Raw genomic sequence first — 289 nt, 5'->3', positions numbered from 1 at the left:
ATGCCACTCACCCTTATAAGGTGCTGGGACGGGCAAGGTTAGCTTTCCGTGATTGCCTTCCTTTGCGAGAGCCACGCCTTGATTCAACTTAAAGCCTTGGCGTTTGGCTTTCTTGGATTGAAAAACGGGGTGTCCAGCACCGTTTTTAACTTTGAGTGCCTTATCTTTGGCAAACTTCTTGAATGATTTGCCCAAATCAGCGCATGCTTGCTGCAGGATACGGGAAGAGATCTGCCTTTCCCATGACTGTTTGCTTGCTGTAAGCTTTTTCTGAATCAGTGCTGCGGTT

At 47.8% G+C, this 289-nt stretch carries 1 pseudogene; it reads right to left on the bottom strand.

What is annotated here, in order from left to right:
• Nucleotides 1–289 (bottom strand): annotated as a pseudogene (locus tag HMPREF3168_RS10345) (hypothetical protein); the annotation flags it as partial.

Origin of the sequence: Lactobacillus sp. HMSC08B12, from assembly GCF_001808415.1 — a bacterium.
In the GTDB taxonomy this organism is placed as follows: domain Bacteria; phylum Bacillota; class Bacilli; order Lactobacillales; family Lactobacillaceae; genus Lactobacillus; species Lactobacillus delbrueckii.
This window is presented reverse-complemented; position numbering and strand designations above follow the sequence as displayed.